This window comes from Curtobacterium sp. B8 (assembly GCF_000333315.1).
Classification (GTDB): domain Bacteria; phylum Actinomycetota; class Actinomycetes; order Actinomycetales; family Microbacteriaceae; genus Curtobacterium; species Curtobacterium luteum.
In genome coordinates this window covers 1-2,103 of the sequence record NZ_BACW01000136.1, presented here as the reverse complement: position 1 = coordinate 2,103, position 2,103 = coordinate 1, and the positions used below count along the sequence as shown (strand labels likewise).

Sequence of the window (2,103 nt, the reverse complement as noted above, 5' to 3'; positions counted from 1 at the left end):
CGGCTCACTCGCGCGGGACTTCGAACTCCGAACCCAGTTCGGAGAGCACGTCCGCCTCAGCGACATCCGCGGCATCCGCCCCGTCGCCCTCGTCTTCTTCCCGCTCGCCTTCTCGTCCGGCTGCACCAACGAGCTCTGCGCCCTCCAGGACAACATCGCGATGTTCGAGGACCAGCGTGTCGAGCTCATCGGCATCTCGGTCGACTCGAAGGCGACGCTGCGGTCCTTCGCCGAGGCGAACGGCTACGACTTCGAGCTCCTCGCCGACTTCTGGCCGCACGGCGCGGTCTCCAAGGAGTACGGCGTGTTCCTCGACAAGAAGGGCTTCGCGACCCGCGCGACCTTCGTGATCGACGTGCAAGGTCGGATCAAGGCCTCCATCATCACCGAGCCCGGTCTGCAGCGCGACGTCGCCGAGTACCAGGCCGCGCTCGACCGCCTCGCCGCCTGCTCGGCACCCGTCCCGGTCGCCTAGCGTTCCGAATCCTCCTCGGGCGCGCGCACGCGCGGTCCGGACGGGAGGAACGGTGCGGGTCATCGACGGACGCTCGGTCGGCGACGCGGTCGCGACGGACAGCGGCGCCTACGCGCCGTTCCCGCTCCGTGACCAGCCCGAGCGGTGGTCGCTCGTCCGCCGCACCGTCGATACCACGGCGGGCACCGTCGTCGTCCACCACCGCCCCGGCCCGGACCCCGTCCTGCTCCTGCACGGCGTCGCGGGCTCCTGGACGACCTGGACGCCGCTGCTCGACGCGGCGCACGGCTTCGCGGGACGCGGTGTGGTGCTCCTCGACCTGCCCGGCTGGGGCGCCTCCTCGACGCCGGCGGAGCCGCTCACGGTCGACGGCGCGGCGGAGGTCGTGACGGTGGTCCTCGACGCCCTCGGTGTCGGACGGGTCGACGTGGTCGGGCACTCGATGGGCGCGTTCGTCGCCCTGCACCTCGCGGTCGTGCTGCCCGGACGGGTCCGTTCGCTGTCGCTGGTGTCCCCGACGACGACCGCGACGGTCCGTGCCGCTCGGCACCCGTGGCGTGCGCTCGGACACCTGCCGGCGTACACGCTGCTCCGGGGCGGTCTGCTCGTGACCGGCCGGGCTGCGCTGCCGCTGCTCCGCGGGCTGGCGGCGGTGGGGCTCCTCCGACTGCTCGCCGCCCCGGTGTTCACGCACGTGCGCCGGCTCGACCGCAGCGTGCTCGACGCGTTCGTCCGGGAGCTGCGGCCGCGCGAGTTCACGGCAGCCGCCCGTTCCGCTGCCCGCTACGACACCGAGCGCTGGCGCGGCGTCCGGTGCCCCCTCGTGGCGGTGCTCGGCCGGGACGACGTGTTCGCCCGGCCGGCGGACCTCGACGAGCTCCGGGCCGCGATGCCGCAGGCACGGACGGTGCTCCTCGACGACTGCGGCCACTTCGCCCACGTCGAGCACCCCGCCGAGGTCGCCGCGCTCCTCGCCCCCTGACGGTCGACCCGCGAGGACACCCGGACCGGCCGGAGCCGCGGCGGCGTCAGACGTGCGCGGGGAAGGTGGCCGCCACGCGCGCCCGCACCTCGGCGCGGACGGCTGCCCGCATCGTCGGGGAGAACAGCGCGTGGTCGCCGTCCGGCACCCGCACGACCTCGACCTGCCCCGACCACCGTCGGACGGCACGTCGGCCGCCGAGCCGGTCGAACAGCTCGGCGTCCTCGGGCGCGACGACGAGCACGACCTCGGTGCCGTGCTGCACGAGGGGACGCACGTGCCCGACGACGCCGCCGACCCGGTCGCGCCGGGCGATCCGCGTCCGCAGTCGTTCCGGCACCCACGAACTTCTCGGCGTCCGAGTGAGTCCGGACGCGTCCCGCTAGAGTGGGCGCGTCAGCCGGCATGGCGCAATTGGTAGCGCACCGTACTTGTAATACGGGGGTTGCGGGTTCGAGTCCCGCTGCCGGCCCTCTGCACCGACGATGCTGGCCGCGCGTGATCGCCGGGAAGACGGAGGCCCGGGCGAGTGATCGCCCGGGCCTCCGGCGTACGTGGAACACGGATCAGGGGGTGTTCCTCATCGCTCGACACGGTAACCAGCCGGTCGTGAGAAGAGGATGACACCGCACCGAAACGGAAGTCC

General features: G+C 73.3%; 3 protein-coding genes and 1 tRNA gene. 3 read left to right on the top strand and 1 reads right to left on the bottom strand.

What is annotated here, in order from left to right:
- On the top strand, positions 1-475 hold a 475-nt coding region (locus I59_RS03495), incomplete at its 5' end, for a peroxiredoxin (protein WP_022902685.1).
- A gap of 52 nt (positions 476-527) precedes the next feature.
- Entirely contained in the window at positions 528-1,457 is a 930-nt protein-coding gene (locus I59_RS03490; protein ID WP_022902684.1) for an alpha/beta fold hydrolase, read from the top strand.
- 46 nt (positions 1,458-1,503) lie between these two features.
- On the opposite strand, the gene I59_RS03485 is transcribed toward I59_RS03490, so the two are convergent.
- Positions 1,504-1,797 carry a hypothetical protein gene (locus I59_RS03485; RefSeq protein WP_022902683.1) on the bottom strand — a complete coding sequence of 98 codons (294 nt, stop codon included), beginning with the start codon at positions 1,795-1,797 and terminating at the stop codon, positions 1,504-1,506.
- Between the two features lie 59 nt (positions 1,798-1,856).
- Here I59_RS03485 and I59_RS03480 point away from each other — a divergent pair.
- A tRNA-Thr gene (locus tag I59_RS03480) sits at positions 1,857-1,929 on the top strand.
- The last annotated feature ends 174 nt before the right edge of the window (positions 1,930-2,103 follow it).